Source organism: Glycomyces endophyticus, assembly GCF_039531525.1.
GTDB lineage: Bacteria > Actinomycetota > Actinomycetes > Mycobacteriales > Micromonosporaceae > Glycomyces > Glycomyces endophyticus.
In genome coordinates this window covers 110,632-127,643 of sequence record NZ_BAAAQF010000010.1, presented here as the reverse complement: position 1 = coordinate 127,643, position 17,012 = coordinate 110,632, and the positions used below count along the sequence as shown (strand labels likewise).

Below are 17,012 nucleotides of genomic sequence, written 5' to 3'. Positions count from 1 at the left end.
GTAACACCGGCCGCAGCGGTCCGCAACCCGGCCGCCCCCTCCCGGCCGCTCGGCCCGTCGCGCCGCGGCTGGGTACCGTCGAGGGGCACGGGTGGTGCGCGGGCGACCCGAGGTGCGCCGTACGAGAAACAAACTCTTATGATCAGCTTGCCCGGACGGTGATCCACACCCATGCGAGGCGATCGACGATCCGAAGGGGGAGGCATGGGCGACAAAGGCCGTCCGGCGCCGAAGGGCAGGGTCCCCGCGACCATCTATGACATCGCCCGCATCACCGGCGTGAACCCGTCGACGGTCTCCCGGGCCCTCAACCAGCCCGGCCGCGTCAGCGCCAGCACCGAGCAGCGCATCCGCGAGGCCGCCGCCGACCTGGGCTACCGCACCAACCCCATGGCCCGCGCCCTTCCCACCGGCAAGACCGGGACGCTCGGCCTCCTCGTCTCCGACCTCACCAACCCCGTCTACTTCGACCTGGTGCGCGGCGCCGAGCGGGTCGCCCGCGAGCACGACACCATGCTGGTCTTCGCCGACTCACAGGAGTCCGCCGAGCTCGAGCGCTCCACCGCCGAGCGCCTCCAGATCGCCGTCGACGGCCTCCTCCTGGTCGCCTCCCGGCTCGAGGACGCCCAGATCCAGGAGCTCGCCGCCGCCAAGCCCCTCGTCGCCGTCAACCGCCCCGTCCCCGGCGTGCCCTCGGTCGCCCCCGACGTGCGCCCCGGCATGATCGAGGCCCTCGACCTCCTCCACGGGCTCGGCCACCGGCGCATCGCCTACCTCGCCGGCCCCGAGGCCTCCTGGATGAACGGGATGCGCTGGGTCACCGCCCACGACCTCGCCGTCGACCGCGGCATGTCGATCGCCGAGATCCAGTCCTCCGCGCCGACCCGCGAGGGCGGCACCGACGCGTTCGCCGCGGTCATGGCCGCCGACGTCACCGCCGTGCTCGCCTACAACGACCTCGTCGCCCTCGGCCTCCTCGGCGCCTGCCTCGAGCACGGTGTCGCCGTGCCGCGCGACCTCAGCCTCATCGGCTTCGACGACATCTTCGGCGCCGACCTCTCGGCGCCCGCGCTCTCCACCGTCCGCTGCTCGTGGGGCGACATGGGGGAGCGCGCCGTCGCGAAGCTCCTGGGCGCCATCCAGGACGGCGACGCCAGCGGCGCCGAGCTGAACCTGCCCACCGAGTTCGTCTCCCGCGCCTCGGTGGCCGCGCCCGGCCGCTAGCGCACCAGGACCGCGCGCTCCTGCACCTCGACCTTGAACGACGCGGACTCGGCGAAGTCGTCGCCGTCGATCTCCAGCATGAGCGGCTCCGACAGCCGCACCTCCAGCCGCCGCGCCCGGCCGTGCTCGGCGGTGTCGGCGCTGGCGGCGCGGTCCTGGCCGGTGAGCAGGCGCCGGACCCCGTTGTCCCACACGAAGGACCGGAGGGTGTCGACCCACTGCCCGATGCCCTCGGCGCTGAGCAGCAGCAGGTCCAGCTCGCCGTCCGCCGGGTCGGCGTCGGGGAGCAGGCGGATGCCGCCCTGGAGGGTCCCGCAGTTGCCGACGATGAGCGTGTGCCCGGCCATGCGCTCGTGCTCGCCGCCGTCGACGGCGAGGTCGATGTCCACGACCTGGGTCGCGTTCACGGCCCGCCCGAGCGACTCCACATAGGCCAGCCAGCCGACGCGGCTCTTGAGGTCCTCGTCGGTCTCGGCGATCATGTGCGCGTCGAGGCCGAAGCCCACCATCACCACGAAGGCGCTGCGCACGGTCTCGCCGCCGGCCTCGGCCTCGACCCAGCCGAGGTCGAGGGGGCGCGCGGCGCCGTCGAAGGCCCGCTCGAACGCGTTCGCGAGGTTGTTCAGGGGGACCCCGAGGTTGCGGGCGAGGAGGTTGCCCGTGCCGAGCGGGACGATCCCGAGCTCGGCCCTGGTGTCGCTCCGCGCCAGCCGCTCGGCGACGGCGCGCACCGTGCCGTCGCCGCCGACGGCCACGATCGCCTCGGCTCCGGCCTTGATCGCCTCGTCGGCCGCGCCGCGGCCGGGGTCCTCGGGGGTCGTCTCGTGCCACGACAGGACGGCGTCGGTCGCGGGCAGCGCCTTCCGCAGGTCCTCGCGCGCGGTCTTCGCCGGGTTCCACACGATCGCGATCCGGTCGCCCGCCATCGATCTCTCCTTGCCCCGCAGTGGGTCAGCGTCTCGCGGTCCAGCCTATCGGGAGGGCGAGACCTCGACGACGACCTTCCCCCGATTGTCGCCCGCGGCGAGCCGCGCGAAGGCTGCCGAGGCCTCTGCCAGCGGATACACCCGGTCGATCACCGGCGTGACGACGCCCGCGACGATCAGGGCGGTCACCGCCTCCAGGTCGGTCCGCGACTGCGGCACCGCCAGCACCCGGACCCGCTTCCGCGTCCGCACCCCGGCGGTCGGCCCGGCGACGAGCACCGCCAGCAGGATGCGGGCGTGCCCGCCGACCATGAGGTAGGACCCGCCGGGTCGCAGCGCCCGCTGCACCCGGTACGGGGAGCGGTGCCCGACCAGGTCGACGACCCGGTCGTAGCGGCCGCGCCGGTCGGCCCAGTCCTCGTCCTCGAACGCGATCGTCTCGTCGGCGCCGACCTGGCGCAGGTAGGCGGCCTTGTCGGCCCGGTCCACGGCGGTCACCTCGGCGCCGAGGTGCTTGGCGAGGCCGATGACGAGCGCACCCCCGGCGCCGCCCGCGCCGTTGACGAGGACGGCGTCCCCGCCCTTGACGCCCTGCGTGGCCCGGAAGGCGATGCAGCCCGCCTGCGGGATCGCGGCCGCGTCGGTGAACGACAGCCCGGGCGGCTTGCGCGCCAGCAGCCGCGGCGGCGTGGCCACGTACTCGGCGAGCCCGCCCCGGTAGCCCGCGAGCTCCCCGAAGACCTCGTCGCCGGGCGCGAACTCGGTCACCGTGCCCCCGACCGCGACGACGACGCCGGCCACGTCGGACCCCGGCACGGGCCGCCGCGGGCGGCGCAGGCCGCCGAGCCTGGCGTAGAAGGGGCTCCCGGCGAGGTTCTCGCGGTCGGAGCCGTTGAGGGACGCGGCCCTGACCTCGATCAGCACCTCGCCCTCGGCCGCGACCGGCTCCGGGAGCTCGCCGAGCTCGATGACGTCGGGGCTTCCGTACCGATCCTGGATGACGGCTCGCATGGCGGACTCCTGTCTCGCGCCGGTATGTCCAGCATAGACAAAAGATGTTCGCGATGCGCACATCGGCCTGCAAATTCATTCGATATGCACTGGGGGCCTTGACAATCGACGACTCATACGAGCAATGTGATGGAGAGCACATTCAAATGTGTCAATGCATTTCGACTCGACCCCGCCTCCGCCGCAGGCCCGGCGGGGTCCCCTCCCCGGACCGCCCCGAATCGAGGAAAGGAGCCGGCCCGTGCCGACTCTCAAGCAACCCGTCCGCGGTATCGCCGCCGCACTCTTCGTCATGGTCGTCGCCCTCGTGTTCATCTCCCTCTTCGACTGGCCCGTCTTCACCGGATGGGTCTCCTTCTCCCTCATGTGCTCGATCCCCGCCGCGCTCGTCGTCGGGATCTTCTGGCACGGCGAGCAGCCCGCGTTCATCGCCTCCCGGCGCCAGCCTGTCCGCGGCCTGCTCTTCCTCCTCCTCGCGCTGGCCGCGGCCGCCGTCGTCGCCCTCCTCTACGTCGTCACCCTGGGCGGCGGGACCACGCCGCCCACCCCGCCCCTGGTGCAGGCGATCATCGTCTCGGTGGTCGTGACCTTCTGGCTCACGATCATCTGGCAGGGCTGGCCCTTCACGAAGATCCGCAACCCGCTCGTCGCCGGGGCCGCCCTCCTCGCCGCCGCCTACGCCATCGCGATCGCGGTGTTCCTGGTCTGCTTCGACTTCGCGTTCCTGGAGGGCAGCCCGCTCTACCACGCCGACCAGGACCCCGGCGGCCTCTTCGACGGCTGGAGCGCCGTCGCCTACCTCGTCACCACCGTCGCCGTCATGTTCCTGACGCTCCACTTCGACCTGTGGCCGCTGTCGCGGTCCCCGAAGCTCATGCGGCAGCCCGTCCTCGGCGCGGTCTGGACCGTCACCGTCCTCGCGCTGGCCGCCCTCGTCCACCTGGTCGGCACCGGCGCCTTCGGCCAGGACGCCCCGGTCTACCTCGTCACCGTCCCGATCCCGTTCATCTTCGGCTCCATCCTGATGCTGAACACCTTCGAGGGCTCCCTCTTCGCGAAGTCGAAGCAGCCGCTCAAAGGCGTGCTCGCCACGGTCGGCGCCGCGGTGATCGGCCTCGTCCTCTCGCTCGTCTACCGCCTCCTCGCCCCGGTTCTCACCGGCGACCTCGCCTCGGGCGCGCCCGGCTACGACCTCGAGGTGTGGCTCGCCTCCGCCCTCCTCGCCGTCACCTTCCCGCTCCTCGCCTTCCACGCCGACTTCTTCCAGCTCTGGCCCCTCGGCGACCGGGAGGGCGCCGAACGCCCCTGACCGGCCGCGAGGGCGCCCGGGCCGCGGCCCGGGCGCCCTCGTCTGCGCCAGTCGATGAAATTTATTCTCCTGAAGCGTTGACTTGGCCGGACGTTCATCGTAATTTTCTTCATAAGGAAAGTTCAATGAAAGGAATTTCCAGTGACGGTGGTGCGAAACCAGGGGGTGGTCGGGCGGCTGCGTACGGAGTTGGAGACGCTTCCCGATGCGCTGCAACGGGTCGCGATGCAGATCCTGGAGGACCCGGACGGCGCGACGCGGGCGTCCATCGCGGACCTCGCCGAGCGGGCCGGCACCTCGACGGCCACGGTGACGCGGTTCTGCCGGGTGCTCGGATTCTCCGGGTACGCCGCGCTGCGCGTCGCGCTCGCCGCCGAGGGCGGCCGGGCCGAGCAGGCGCGGTGGGAGACCGACATCGACCGCGAGATCGAGCCGGGCGACCCGCTCGACCGCGTCCTCGGGATCGTCGCCAGCGCCGACTCGCGCGCCATCCAGGAGACCGCCTCCCGCGTGGACCTCGACCGCATCGACCGCGTCGCCCAGGCGGTCGCCGAGGCCGGCCGCGTCGAACTGGTCGGCCTGGGCAGCAGCGGCACGGCCGCACGGGAGCTCGCGTTCCGGCTGGAGCGCATCCGCGTCCCCTGCTGGTTTCGGCCCGACACGCACACCGCGCTCACCAACGCGGCCCTGCTGCGCTCCGGCGACGTCGCGATCGGCCTCTCCCACAGCGGCCGGACCCGCGAGGTCGTCGAGGTCCTCGCCGAGGCCCGGGAGCAGGGCGCCCTGACGGTGGCCGTGACCTCGTTCGAGCGCTCGCCCATGGCCCAGGCCGCCGACGTGGTCCTGACGACCGCCGTCCACGAGACGACGTTCCGCCTCGCCGCGCTCTCGGCGTTGCACTCCCAGCTGCTGGTCCTCGACCTCATCTACGTCGCCGTCGCGCAGCGCACCTACGAGCGCACCACCGAGGCGTTCGAGGTGACCGCCCGCGCCGTGCAGGCCCACCGGTTCGCCGACGAGCCGAACCGCAACCGCCGCAACCGATCCCAGGAGGACCAGTGACCGACCAGACGCCCCGCATCACCGGCCGGGCCTATCTCGACCTCGCCACCGAGGCCATCCGCCGGACGGGGGAGGGGCAGGCCGGCGCGGTGGCCGAGGCCGGGCGGCTCATCGCCGACTCGATCGCCGCCGGCGGCGTCCTCCAGGCGTTCGGGTCCGGGCACTCCGAGGCCCTCGCCATGGAGCTGGCCGGCCGCGCCGGCGGGTTCGTGCCCTCCAACAAGATCGCCCTGCGCGACCTCGTCCTCCTCGGCGGCCGGCCGCTGGAGACCCTCGACGACCCGTTCCTGGAGCGCGACCCCGACATCGCCCGCCAGCTCCTGGAGACCGTGCCGACCGAGCCTGGCGACGTGTTCGCGATCGCCTCGAACTCCGGCATCAACGGCGTCATCGTGGAGTTCGCGCTCCTGGTGAAGGAGAAGGGCCACCCCCTCATCGCCTTCACCTCCGCGCAGCACAGCGCCGTGACCCCCTCGCGGCACCCGTCCGGCAAGCGGCTCAGCGAGATCGCCGACGTGGTGCTCGACAACGGCGCCCCCTACGGCGACGCCGCGATGCCGCTGCCAGGCGGCGGCGCGGTCGGGGCCGTCTCGTCGGTGACCTCCGCCGTGCTCGCCCAGATGGTCGTCAGCGAGGCCGTGCAGCGCCTCGTCGACGCCGGGCACACCCCGCCGGTCTACCTGTCCGCCAACATCCCCGGCGGCGACGACCACAACCTCGCCCTCGAAGCCCGGTACGCCGGGCGCATCCGCCGCTCCGCCTGACCCCGTCGAACCAGTCCCCCTCCGACCTCACGAAAGGCCCCTCATGAACGTCCAAGCGACCCGTCGCGCCCTCCTGCAAGCCTCCACAATGGCCGGTGCAGCGGCCGTGCTGTCCGGCTGCGTCACCGCCGGCGGCGACGACCCCGCCGAGCAGGCGACCGGCGCCGTCACCGAGGACAACCCGCTCGGCGTCCCCGACGGCGCCGACCTCGAAGTCGTCATGTTCGACGGCGGCTACGGCCAGGAGTACACCCAGCACGCCGTCACCCTCTACGAGGAGCGCCACCCCGGCGCCGCCGTCACCCACGAAGGGCTCCAGAAGGTCGGCGAGGTCCTCCAGCCCCGCTTCGTGTCGGGCGAACCGCCGGACGTCGTCGACAACTCCGGCGCCGGCCGCCTCGACATCGCCGCGCTCGCCGCCGCCGACCAGCTCACCGACCTCGCCGACCTCCTCGACGCCCCCAGCCTCGACGACCCGGCCGTCAAGGTCCGCGACCTGCTGCTGCCCGGCGTCGTCGCCGACGGCACCCTCGACGGCACCGTCAGGTTCCTCAACTACTCCTACGTGGTCTGGGGCATCTGGTACTCCCGCAGCCTCTTCGACCAGCACGGCTGGACCGTGCCCGCGACCTGGGACGACATGCTCGCCCTCTGCGAGGAGATCAAAGGCGCCGGGATCGCGCCCTGGACCTGGCAGGGCAAGTACCCCGAGTACATGATGGACCCGCTCCAGTCCCTCGCCGCCAAGGCCGGCGGCCTCGACCTCGTGTACGCGATCGACAACCTCGAACCCGACGCCTGGAAGCAGGACGGCGTCCTCGCCGCCGCCGACGCGATCCACCGGCTCGTCGCCGGCGGCCACCTCCTCGAAGGCTCCGAAGGGCTCTCCCACACCGAGGCCCAGAACGCCTGGTGCACCGGACAGGCCGCGTTCATCCCCTGCGGCTCCTGGATCGAGGGCGAGCAGCAGGGCGTCACCCCCGAGGGCTTCGACATGGCGATGGCCGCCGTCCCCGCCCTCACCGCCGCCGACGCCCTCCCCGACGGGGCCGTCCAAGGCTCCAGCAGCGAGTCCTTCCTCGTCCCCGCGCAGGCCCTCAACCCGCGTGGCGGCCTCGAATACCTCCGCTGCCTGTTCTCCGGCGAGGTCGCTCGCGGCTTCGCCGAGTCCGCCAAGGCCATGCCCGTCGTCAAGGGCGCCACCGACGGCCTCGAACTCTCCTCCGGCCTCGCCTCCGTCGCCGCGGCCCTGGAGACCGCCGGGGACAACGTCTTCGGCTACAAGTACCGCACCTGGTACCCCGAACTCGCCGTCGAAGTCGACACCGCCACCGGCGAACTCCTCGCCGGACGCGCCGACCCCGAGCAGTGGGCCGACCGCATCCAGGCCGCCGCCGACGCCGTCGCGGCCGACGACTCCATCGCCAAGTACGAGCGCTGAGCACGCAGGGGAGGCCCGAGCCATGCGACACGGCAAGTACCGGTTCCTGATCGGGGCGCTCGCGCCGCCCCTGCTCCTCTACGGCGTCTTCGTCGTATCGCCCTACGCCCAGGCGTTCTACCTCGCCCTCACCGACTGGAACGGCCTCTCCGCCGAGGCCGGCCTGGTCGGGCTCCAGAACTTCACCGACCTCTGGAGCGACCCGCTGTTCCTCGCCGCCCTGCGCAACAACGGATTCCTGCTCCTGGTCGTCCCCACCGCCACGATCACGCTCGCCCTGTTCTTCGCCGCCTGCCTCACCCTCGGCGGCGGCATGCGGCGGCGCGGACGCGGCGTCCGCGGCTCCGGCCTCTACCGCATCGTCTACTTCTTCCCCCAGCTCCTGTCCGTCGCCATCCTCGGCGTCCTCTTCCAGTTCGTCTACACCCCGGGCGACGGACTCCTCAACGGCCTCCTCGGCGCGGTCGGCCTCGACGGGCTCCAGCGGTCCTGGCTCGCCGACCCCGCCACCGCGCTGCCCGCCGTCACCGCCGTCATGATCTGGTCCGCCGTCGGCTTCTACGTCGTCCTCTTCACCGCCGCCATGGAATCGGTGCCCGCCGACGTCGTCGAGGCCGCCACCCTCGACGGCGCCGGCAGGTTCACCGTGTTCCGCCGCATCACCCTCCCGCTGGTGTGGGACAGCGTCCAGACCGCCTACGTCTACCTCGGCATCCTCGCCCTCGACGGGTTCGCGCTGGTCCAGATCATGTCCGTCGGCCCCGGCGGGCCCGACAACGCCACCGAGGTCATCGGCCTCACCCTCTACCGCGCCGCGTTCACCTACGGCGAGTTCGGATACGCCTCCGCCATGGGCGTCACGCTCTTCTTCATCACCCTGACCCTCACCGCGCTCGCCCTGCGCGCCACCAAGAGAGAACGGGTGGAACTCGCATGAACCCCGGCCGCTGGACACCCCGCATCGGCGACGGCGCTCTCCACCTCGCGCTCATCGTCTGGGCCGCCCTCGTCACCCTCCCGCTCGCCTGGGCCGTCCTCTCCTCCCTCAAGACCGACGCCGAGATCTTCGCCAGCCCCTGGTCGCTCCCCGCCTCGCCCCAGTGGGACAACTGGGCCCGCGCCTGGCAGGAGGCGAACATCGGGAAGTACCTGCTCAACACCCTCATCGTCGTCGGCGGCGCGCTCGCCCTCGTCATGCTCCTCGGCGCGCTCACCGCCTACTGCCTCGCCCGCTACGACTTCCCCGGCAACCGCCTCGTCTACCACCTGCTCGTCGCCGGGATGCTCTTCCCCGTCTTCCTCGCCCTCGTCCCGCTGTTCTTCGTCGTCGACCAGCTCGGCCTCCTCGGCACCTACCACGGGCTCATCCTCGTGTACGCCGCCTACGCCCTGCCCTTCACCGTGTTCTTCCTCCACGCGTTCTTCCGCGGCCTCCCGACGGCCACCGCCGAGGCCGCGTTCATCGACGGCTGCTCCCACACCGGCGTCTTCTTCCGCGTCATGCTCCCCATGGCCCGCCCCGGCATGGTCAGCGTCGGCATCTTCAACTTCCTCGGCCTGTGGAACCAGTACCTGCTGCCCCTCGTCCTCAACCCCGACCCCGACCGCTACGTCCTCGCGCAGGGCCTCGCCGCCCTCGCCGTCAGCCAGGGCTACCGCAGCGACTTCTCCGGCCTCTTCGCCGGACTCGTCATCGCGATCCTCCCGGTCCTGCTGGCCTACGTCCTGTTCCAACGGCAGATCCGCTCCGGCCTCACCGCCGGCGCGGTCCGCTGACCGATCCCCGTCCATCCGAACAGAGTTCAACCGGAAAGGGAGCTCACCATGGCAACCACCCGCACCACCCGCCGCACCGCCGGCGTCGCCGCCGCGGTCCTCGCGGTCGCGGCGGCCGCCGCGGTCACCACCGCGGTCGACCGCACCGCCGACGCCGCCGAGACCGCCGCCTGCGACGGCGTCCTCTTCGACGACTTCGCCTACGACTCGTCGTCCGACCCCGACATCGCCGCCCGCGGCTGGACCGTCCGCACCAACGCCGGCGGACCCGGCGTCCCCGGCGCCGCCTGGCCCGCGAGCAACGTCTCGTTCCCCACCGTGGACGGCGCCAAGTCGCTCCAGCTCCGCGCCGCCACCGACGGCACCGGCGGCGGCACCAGCCACGCCGAGCTCTTCCACCAGCAGAAGTTCTTCGAAGGCACCTACGCCGCCCGCGTCAAGTTCGCCGACACCCCCGTCAGCGGCACCGACGGCGACCACCTCGTCGAGACGTTCTTCACCATCACGCCGCTCGACGCGCCGCTCGACCCCGACTACGGCGAGATCGACTTCGAGTACCTCCCCAACGGCGGCTGGGGCGAGACCGGCCCGATCTTCTACCAGACCACCTGGGAGACCTATCAGGCCGAACCCTGGATCGCCGACAACACCCACACCTCCCAGCGCCAGAGCTTCGCCGGCTGGCACGACCTCGTCTTCACCGTCTCCGGCGGCCACGTCAAGTACTACGTGGACGGCGCGCTCGTCGCCGACCACTCCGGGAAGTACTACCCGGAGACCCCCATGTCCATCAACTTCAACCTCTGGTTCATCGACACCGCCGCCCACGCCGGCGGCACCAGCGTCTACCAGCAGCAGGTCGACTACGTCATGCACACCGCCGGCGAGGTCCTCACCCCCGCCGAGGCCACCGCCCGCGTCAACGGCTACCGCGCCGACGGCGTCGAGCACACCGACACCGTGGGCAGCGGCGGCGGCGAATGCCCCACCGAACCGCCCACCACCGACGACCCCACCGACCCGACCGACCCGCCGACCGGCGGCGCCGACTGCGCCACCGCCCCCGACTGGGCCTTCGGATCGGTCTACACCGCAGGGAACACCGTCGTCCACGAACGCAGCGCCAACGGCAACCCGAGCGGCCCCAAGTCCGGCGACGGCGAGCACCTGTGGCGCGCCAACTGGTGGACCCAGGGCTCCGAGCCGGGCTGGACGCCGCAGTGGACCGACCTCGGGGCATGCTGATCACATGAGCGAGCTGGTACTCGGCCTCGACGTCGGGGGGACCTCCTCCCGCGCGATCGCGACCACCCTCGACGGCGAGATCGTCGGCAGAGGCGACGCCGGCGGCGGCAACCCGCTGGCCGTCCCGCCCGACCTCGCCGCCGCCGAGGTCGCCCGCGCCCTGCACGGCGCCCTGGCCGGTACCGACCCCGCCCGCATCGCCGCCGCCGTCCTCGGCCTCGCCGGAGTCAGCGGCTTCGACCAGCCCGAGACGGCGGCGGCGTTCCAGCGCGTCTGGAACGCCGCCGGCCTCCGCTGCCCCGTCCGCGCCGTCGGCGACGCCCAGGTCGCCTTCGCCTCCGGCACCGACGAACCCCTCGGCACCGTCCTCATCGCCGGCACCGGCGCCGCGGCCGCCCGCATCGACGGCGACCGCATCACCCGCGTCGGCGACGGCCTCGGCTGGCTCCTCGGCGACCGGGGCTCAGGCTTCTGGATCGGCCGCAAGGCGGCGGCCGACACCGCCCTGAGACTCCAGGCGGGCCTGCCGCCAACGCTGCTCACCGAACTCGTGGCGAGGGCGGTCCTCGACGCCGACGGCATCGAGAACGCAACGCCTGCAACCGAAGCGCGGCAATGCAATTCCTCCACTCGACCGGAACCCGCGCCGACCGGTCCAGCAGCCGAGGCGGTCGGCAGCGGTTCCAGCGCCTCGACAGCGCTCGCTGATGCGAGCCGCACGGCCGGAGCGACCGGCGATGATCTTTCAGAGCGCGCCTCCGCATCCGACTCGTTCGTCATCGCCGTCCACCGCCGCCCGCCCCGCAGCCTCGACCGCCTCGCGCCCATCGTCACCGAGGCCGCGCTGGCAGGCGATGCGCTCGCCGCGGCGATCCTCGACGAGGCCGCCGCACACCTCGCGGCCGCCGTCGCCGCGGTCCGCGAACCGCACGAGCGCACGCCGATCGTGCTGTCGGGCAGCGTGCTCCGCGGCGCCGCCCCCGTCCGCGACTCGGTGCGCGTCCGCCTCGCCGCCGCCTGGCCCGACGCCCCGGTCACCGAGGCCGGCCCGGCCGAACTCGGGGCCGCGAAACTCGCCGCGCTCTCCCTCCGGTCCCCGTGAGTCGAGCGGCCGCCGTCCGCCTGCGCACCGCGCCTCACCGATCTTGTACAGTCCCAGTTCATCTCGATGATCGGAGAACGGCATGCGCGCCATCGTGCTCGGCGGGACCGGTGCCGTCGGCGGTGCGACCGCGATGCGCCTGGCGGCGGCCGGGTGGCAGGTCGACGTGACCGGGCGCGACCCGTCCCTGATGCCGCAAGCGCTCTCGAGTGCCGGAGCCCGGTTCCATCGACTCGACCGCGGCGACGCCCGCGGTGTCGAGGCCCTCGTCGGCGACGGGGCCGACCTCGTCGTCGACCTGCTCGCCTACCGGGCCGAAGACGTGCGCGCGCTCCTGCCGGCCATGTCGGCCGTGCGGGGCACCGTGCTGGTCTCGGGCCGGGCCGTGTACGTCGACGACGCCGGCAGGCACCTCAACGGCGACGAGCCGCCGCAGTTCTCCGGCCCCCTCACCGAGGCGTCGCCGACCCTGCCGCCGGCCCCGGACGGCACGGACCCGTTCACCCGCGAGGGCTACGGCCCCTGCAAGGCCGCGGCCGAGGCCGTGGCACTCGATTCGGGGCTTCCGGTCACCGTGGTCAGGCCCTCGAAGGTCCACGGCCCCTGGGCCCGCAACGCCCGCACGAAGGGCATTGTCGAGCGGATGCGGGCCGGGGCCGACCGCATCGCGCTCGCGCGGGCGGACACCGTCGACCACCTCACCGCCGCCCGGAACGCCGCCGCCCTCATCGCCGCCGTCGCCGAGCGGCCGGGCCGGCGCATCCTCAACGCGGCCGATCCGGACACTCCCTCGGCGCACGAGATCGTGCGCGCCATCGCCGCCGAACTCTCCTGGCCCGGCACGATCGAGATCGTCCCCGATGACGACGAGTCCGGCCGGCACCCGTGGCAGACCCCGATGGTGCTCGACACGACCGCTGCCCGCGAACTCGGATACGAGCCGGCCGGCACCGGGATCGACCTCATCGCCGAGGAGGTCCGGTGGGTCCGCTCCGGCGAGCCGGCCTGACCCCGCACCGAGCGCTGTCCGTCGACGCGCTCACCTGACTGCCCTTCTCCCGCCTAGGGCCTGCTTCCGCTCTGCGAGCGAACGAGCGAACGAGCGGACTCGGACACCGTCGCTCCCGAACGCACAGGACGGGCCCTACACGACTCCGTTCTCGTAGGCCCACACCACGGTCTGCACCCGGTCGCGGGCGCCGATCTTCGCCATCGCGCGGCTCAGGTGCGACTTCACGGTGCTGGCCTCCACGAACAGCTCCTTGCCGATCTCCGCGTTCGACATGCCGCGCGCCAGCAGCAGCACGATCTCCGTCTCCCGGGCCGTGAGCAGCTGCGCCGCAGCGGGATCGGCCGCGACCCGCCTGCGCCGGGCGAACTCGGCGATGACGCTGCGGGTCACCGCCTGGTCCACCAGGCCCTGGCCGGCGGCGAGCCTGCGGACGGCGTCGACCAGTTCCTCCGGCTCGCAGTCCTTCATGAGGAACCCGCTCGCGCCCGCTTCGAGCGCGCCGAACACGTACTCGTCGAGTCCGAAGGTGGTCACGATGAGGATCGCGGGCGACTCGCCCTCGCGATCGGCCGCGATCCGCCGGGTCGCCTCGATGCCGTCGCCCCCGGGCATGCGCACGTCCATGCAGATCACGTCGGGCGCGAACTGCGCCGCCGCGGTCACCGCGGACCGGCCGTTCGACGCCTCGGCCACGACCTCGACGTCGCCGGCGTCCTCCAGCAGCACGCGGAAGCCCGCACGGACCACCGCCTGGTCGTCGACGAGCAGCACCTTGATCATCGTTCTCCCGTCCCGCTTGCGATTCCACTGCGCACTCCGCCGTCCGCCCCGCCGCCCGGCGGCCCGCCGGGCCGCTCCCGGTCGGCCTCGCGCACCGGCAGGCGCAGCCGCACCCGCCAGCCGCCGTCCACTGTGGGTCCGGCCTCGAAGTCCGCCCCGACGAGGTCGGCGCGTTCGCGCATGCCCACCAGGCCGGTCCCGCCGTGCTCCGCGTCCGCGGGCTCGCGGCGCGGTCTGCCGTTGACGGCGTCCAGGTCCACATGGTGCGGCTCGTAGACCAGCCGCAGCCGCACCGCCGCACCGGGCGCGTGCTGCCGGGCGTTCGTGAGCGCCTGCTGGGCGATCCGGTACAGCGAGATGTCCGCGATCGGCGGCAGCACCAGCGGCTCGCCCTCGCGCTCGAACCTGACGTCGTCGCCGAGCCGCCGCGACTCCTCCACGAGGGCTTCGAGCGCCGACAGGCCCGGCACCGGCGCGGTGCCCTCGCCGGCGCCGCCGCGCTCGCGCAGCAGGCCCACCACCTGCCGCAGGTTCGCCAGGGTCTCCTTGCCCTGCGAGCGGATCCACGCCGCGCCCTCCCGGGCCGCGTCCGGGTCGCGGTCGATGAGACGCTCCACCGCCGCGGCCTGGACCACCATGCCCGACAGGTGGTGCGCGGCCACGTCGTGGAGCTCGCGGGCGATGCGGGTCCGCTCGGAGCGGACGGCGGACTCCTCCCGCTCGCGCGCGGCCCGCAGCACCGCCTCGGCCCGCTCGCGGGCCATCGCCCGGTTGCGCCGCCGCGTCGCCACATAGGCCCCGATGACCGAGGCCCCGGCGTACAGCATCGCGCTCGACGCGAACTGGTTCGCCACCGTCGCGGCCGCGCCGGGCTCGCCCCACGTGGCCGCGGTCGACACCGCCGTCTCCAGGACCACCGCCACCGCGCCGATCGCCACGGCGAAGCGGGCGGTGGCGAGGCCGCCGACCGTGTACGCCGCGATCGCCGGACCGAAGCCCTGGGCCATGATCTGCGGGGCGATCGCGATGATCGGCAGTTGCAGCGCGATCATCGCGCCGAGGCACCAGCCCGGCCGCACCCGGCGCGCGCACAACAGGAGCGACTGCGCGGTGGCGAGCGCGCCCATGGTCCAGACCTCGCCGGCGGTCACCCGCAGCGACGGGTCGGCCGGGGCGAGCCGCGCCATGACCTCGAACGACCCGAGCGTCACCGCCGCCACCAGCACGGCGAACAGGGCGTCCCTGGAGAACGGCCCCGCGGCCCCGACCCGGGAGAGCGCGCGGTCGAGGCGCTCGCCCGGGGTGGGCCTGCGGCGGGCCTTGGCGGACGCGGTCATGCGGACCCTCCTGTCGTCGGGCGGTCAGTAGCTGATGTTCGGCGAGAGCAGGTGGAACTCGATCGCGAAGTCCGCGACCGCGGCGAGGGCCAGGAACACGACCACCGTACCGGTGACGGCCCTCCAGCCCGCCTTGCGGCGGATCTCGCCCACGAACCGCACGACCGCCGGGATCAGGCCGAGGGCCGCGATCAGCTGGACGACCTGCACGGTGCGGATGAGCGCGGCCGAGGGTTCCTGGAGCGACATCGCCATGACGACGATCGCGACCCAGCCGGCGATCGCCAGGACCGCGCAGGCGGCGCCCACGCGCACGAGCGCGCGCGACACGCGGCCTTCGCGGCCGGGACCGGGACGGCGCCGGAGCCTCCGGTAGACCGCGCCGGCGGGCCAGGCGAGCAGGGCGAGCAGGAGCACCGCGACCGCGGCGGCCAGCAGCGGCGCGCTCAGTTCGCGTTCGACGTCCAAGGGCAGCAGGGTGAACGCCGCGTCGTGGACGATGCCGGTGACCTCGCCGTCCTCGGTGCGGACCGCGATGGTGCGGTCGCCGCCGACCTCCCTCCAGACGCCGCCGCCGACGGGTTCGAAGACGCCCGGCTCCTGGGTGCCGGGGTCGGCCGCGAAGTACAGGCGGCCGTCGTCGAGCGCGGTGACCTCGGTCGTGTTGAAGACGCCGAGCGCCGACAGGAACGTGGACTCCGAGCCGCGCGAGGAGTAGTAGGTCCCCGCGACGTCGTCCGCGCTCCAGCCCTCGGCGACAGCGGCCTCGGTCTCGCCGGGGAAGTACCGGTCGGCGAACCCGGCCATGAGGTCGGCGCGCAGGCCGAGGGTCTCGGTTCCGGCGGTGCCGGAGCTGTTGAAGGACACGAAGATCCCGGCCCCGTCGTCGGGGTAGAGGTTCAGGTGCGAGTGGAACCAGTTGGTGTCGCCGCCGTGGCCGACGACGCGGTGCCCGTTTTGGTCCTCCTGGAACCAGCCGAGCGTCATCCGCTGCGCCCCGGCGAACTCGGCGAGGCTGCCGCCGTCGAGGGCGGGGGAGTACATCTGCTCGCGGGTCGCGGCGTCGAGCAGCTCGACCCCGTCGGGGCGGGCGCCCAGCTGCGCGAGCATGAACTGCGCCATGTCGTCGGCGGTCGCGGAGAGCGCGCCGGCGGGCGGGGTGCCCACGTGCTCGAAGGGCTGCGCCGGGCCGTCGGCGCTCGCGTACCCGTTCGACATGCGGTCGGCGAGGTCCGCGGGGAGGGGCTGCTCGAACGAGGAGGAGTCCATGCCGAGCGGCTGGAGGAGTTCGACCGCGATGTACTCCTCGAACGGCACGCCGGCGACCCGCTCCACGATGTACCCGGCGAGCGCGTTGCCGTAGTTGGAGTACGAGGGCGTGGTGCCGGGCCGGAAGACCTGCTCGGGCGGGTCGGTCGCGAGCGCCTCGCGGAGGTGCGCCCCGGTGCCCTCGAAGGCGATGAGCCCGGAGACGCGCTCTTCGAACCCGCCGGTGTGGGTGAGCAGGTGCCGCAGGGTCAGATCTTCGTCGAACTCACGTGGTATGTCGAAGTCGAGGTACTCGCTGACGTCGGCGTCGAGGTCCACCAGGCCCTGCTCGACGAGCTGCATGACGGCGGTGGCGGTGAACACCTTCGACACCGACCCGGGTCGGAACAGCGTCTCGGCGGGGTCGACCTCGACCCCGCCGTCGACGTCGGCGAAGCCGAAGCCGCGGGTGGTGAGGACCTGCCCGTCGCCGACGACGGCCACGGTCGCGCCGGCGATGCCGGCCTCTTCCAGCATCTCGGGCACGGTCGCGTCGAGCCAGGCGTCGACGTTCGCGGCGGTGAACTCTTCTGGCGCCGCGGGGGTCTCGGGTTCGGGGAGGTCCGGGTCTCCGGTGCCGCAGGCGGTCGCGAGGACCGCGACCGCGGCGAGCGCGGCCGCCGTCCTGCCGGTGCGGCTCCAGGCGGAGTGTCGGGCGGTCATGTCGTCTCCAGTGGGTGCGGCGGTCCGGTGCGGACCGAATCGGTCGGACCAC

The 17,012-nt window shown here is 73.2% G+C and carries 15 protein-coding genes; 10 read left to right on the top strand and 5 right to left on the bottom strand.

Annotated features, from left to right (window positions below; all coding sequences use genetic code 11):
- Positions 1 to 204: 204 nt before the first annotated feature.
- Positions 205 to 1,224, top strand: a complete 1,020-nt coding sequence (locus ABD419_RS14365; RefSeq protein WP_344487516.1) for a LacI family DNA-binding transcriptional regulator — start codon at positions 205 to 207, stop codon at positions 1,222 to 1,224.
- On the opposite strand, the gene ABD419_RS14360 is transcribed toward ABD419_RS14365, so the two are convergent.
- Entirely contained in the window at positions 1,221 to 2,150 is a 930-nt protein-coding gene (locus ABD419_RS14360) for a diacylglycerol/lipid kinase family protein (protein ID WP_344487514.1), read from the bottom strand. The two genes, ABD419_RS14365 and ABD419_RS14360, sit on opposite strands and share 4 nt — an antisense overlap.
- Before the next feature lie 45 nt (positions 2,151 to 2,195).
- On the bottom strand, positions 2,196 to 3,161 hold the full coding sequence (locus tag ABD419_RS14355; RefSeq protein WP_344487512.1) for an NAD(P)-dependent alcohol dehydrogenase: 966 nt from the start codon (positions 3,159 to 3,161) through the stop codon (positions 2,196 to 2,198).
- A gap of 241 nt (positions 3,162 to 3,402) precedes the next feature.
- Between ABD419_RS14355 and ABD419_RS14350 the strand changes: the two genes are divergently transcribed.
- The 9 genes from ABD419_RS14350 (at position 3,403) to ABD419_RS14310 (ending at position 12,869) form a co-directional block, all read left to right on the top strand.
- Complete coding sequence (locus tag ABD419_RS14350; RefSeq protein ID WP_344487511.1) at positions 3,403 to 4,470, top strand: hypothetical protein; 1,068 nt, start codon at positions 3,403 to 3,405, stop codon at positions 4,468 to 4,470.
- Between the two features lie 141 nt (positions 4,471 to 4,611).
- Entirely contained in the window at positions 4,612 to 5,532 is a 921-nt protein-coding gene (locus ABD419_RS14345) for a MurR/RpiR family transcriptional regulator (RefSeq protein ID WP_425556056.1), read from the top strand.
- The gene (locus ABD419_RS14340) at positions 5,529 to 6,296 is read left to right on the top strand and encodes a sugar isomerase domain-containing protein (protein WP_344487510.1); all 768 of its coding nucleotides are present in this window, start codon (positions 5,529 to 5,531) and stop codon (positions 6,294 to 6,296) included. The genes ABD419_RS14345 and ABD419_RS14340 overlap by 4 nt, the downstream gene beginning before the upstream one ends.
- Before the next feature lie 88 nt (positions 6,297 to 6,384).
- Entirely contained in the window at positions 6,385 to 7,737 is a 1,353-nt protein-coding gene (ngcE, locus tag ABD419_RS14335) for an N-acetylglucosamine/diacetylchitobiose ABC transporter substrate-binding protein (protein ID WP_344487508.1), read from the top strand.
- Positions 7,738 to 7,759: 22 nt separating this feature from the next.
- The gene (locus tag ABD419_RS14330) at positions 7,760 to 8,674 is read left to right on the top strand and encodes a carbohydrate ABC transporter permease (RefSeq protein ID WP_344487507.1); all 915 of its coding nucleotides are present in this window, start codon (positions 7,760 to 7,762) and stop codon (positions 8,672 to 8,674) included.
- A complete protein-coding gene (locus ABD419_RS14325) occupies positions 8,671 to 9,513 on the top strand; it encodes a carbohydrate ABC transporter permease (RefSeq protein WP_344487505.1) in 843 nt (280 codons plus the stop codon). Before ABD419_RS14330 ends, ABD419_RS14325 begins: the two co-directional genes overlap by 4 nt.
- A 48-nt stretch (positions 9,514 to 9,561) precedes the next feature.
- Positions 9,562 to 10,758: a family 16 glycosylhydrolase gene (locus ABD419_RS14320; protein WP_344487503.1), complete on the top strand. Its 1,197-nt coding sequence runs from the start codon at positions 9,562 to 9,564 to the stop codon at positions 10,756 to 10,758.
- A 4-nt stretch (positions 10,759 to 10,762) separates the two neighbouring features.
- Positions 10,763 to 11,860, top strand: coding sequence for an N-acetylglucosamine kinase (locus ABD419_RS14315; protein ID WP_344487501.1), 1,098 nt, complete (start codon positions 10,763 to 10,765; stop codon positions 11,858 to 11,860).
- 82 nt (positions 11,861 to 11,942) lie between these two features.
- Positions 11,943 to 12,869 (top strand): NAD-dependent epimerase/dehydratase family protein, encoded by a 927-nt coding sequence (locus ABD419_RS14310; protein ID WP_344487499.1) that lies wholly within the window; start codon positions 11,943 to 11,945, stop codon positions 12,867 to 12,869.
- A 135-nt stretch (positions 12,870 to 13,004) separates the two neighbouring features.
- On the opposite strand, the gene ABD419_RS14305 is transcribed toward ABD419_RS14310, so the two are convergent.
- Genes ABD419_RS14305 through ABD419_RS14295 form a run of 3 tightly spaced genes read right to left on the bottom strand, consistent with a single transcriptional unit; the run spans position 13,005 to position 16,960 of the window.
- Positions 13,005 to 13,652, bottom strand: a complete 648-nt coding sequence (locus ABD419_RS14305; RefSeq protein ID WP_344487498.1) for a response regulator — start codon at positions 13,650 to 13,652, stop codon at positions 13,005 to 13,007.
- Entirely contained in the window at positions 13,649 to 14,989 is a 1,341-nt protein-coding gene (locus ABD419_RS14300) for a sensor histidine kinase (protein WP_344487497.1), read from the bottom strand. Before ABD419_RS14300 ends, ABD419_RS14305 begins: the two co-directional genes overlap by 4 nt.
- A 24-nt stretch (positions 14,990 to 15,013) precedes the next feature.
- Positions 15,014 to 16,960 (bottom strand): serine hydrolase domain-containing protein, encoded by a 1,947-nt coding sequence (locus ABD419_RS14295; protein ID WP_344487496.1) that lies wholly within the window; start codon positions 16,958 to 16,960, stop codon positions 15,014 to 15,016.
- Between the last annotated feature and the right edge of the window lie 52 nt (positions 16,961 to 17,012).